1 pseudogene is annotated in these 630 nt (G+C 34.6%); it reads left to right on the plus strand.

The window, feature by feature from the left end:
- Positions 1-296 precede the first annotated feature (296 nt).
- A pseudogene (locus H5P17_RS26520) lies at positions 297-630 on the plus strand (follicular epithelium yolk protein subunit); the annotation flags it as partial.

Here is a 630-nt window from a genome sequence, read left to right on the forward strand (position 1 = left end):
CGCACAAATAGGTGCGATGGAAATATTGCACATCAGAGATGTTTAAAACAGGTTCTTTTTGAAAGCAAATGAATACTATTTAGCATCACGCAAAACATATTTAGTAAAAATCATACCACCTTGGTAAGCCACTTAATAAAAGGAAATGTGTTTGTCTTTTTTGCACATTGAATGTTTTTATTGCCGTGTTATATTAAATTCGATGCAGTAACATTACATGGCATAGTTAATTGTCAGTCATTGATATGTCGTGATAACCATGCATTACTCGCCATTTATTAACGTTAGAGGTAACCATGTCCATTCAAATAGATATTATAGCAACTAATGACCCTAAGATTTCTGGCGTCATTGCAAGTGGTTCAATACAAGAAATCATTCCCGACTCTGAAATATCAACTTTTAAAATATCATCATCGAATTTGGAAAGTGCAGTTGAGAAGTATCTAGGTCAAGCACCAACAGATACATACATTAAGAGCCCAACCCCATGGAACGACTTATACAATACATATGGATGGCCACAGGTAAAACGAGTACTTGTGCCGGTAAAAACAGAAGTGCTTTCTTTAAATTCCATACCTATTATCGTCAAGACACAAAAATTCACTAACAACACTGAAAAGAAAA

Origin of the sequence: Serratia sp. OS31 (genome assembly GCF_014164835.1) — a bacterium.
Taxonomy (GTDB): domain Bacteria; phylum Pseudomonadota; class Gammaproteobacteria; order Enterobacterales; family Enterobacteriaceae; genus Serratia; species Serratia liquefaciens_A.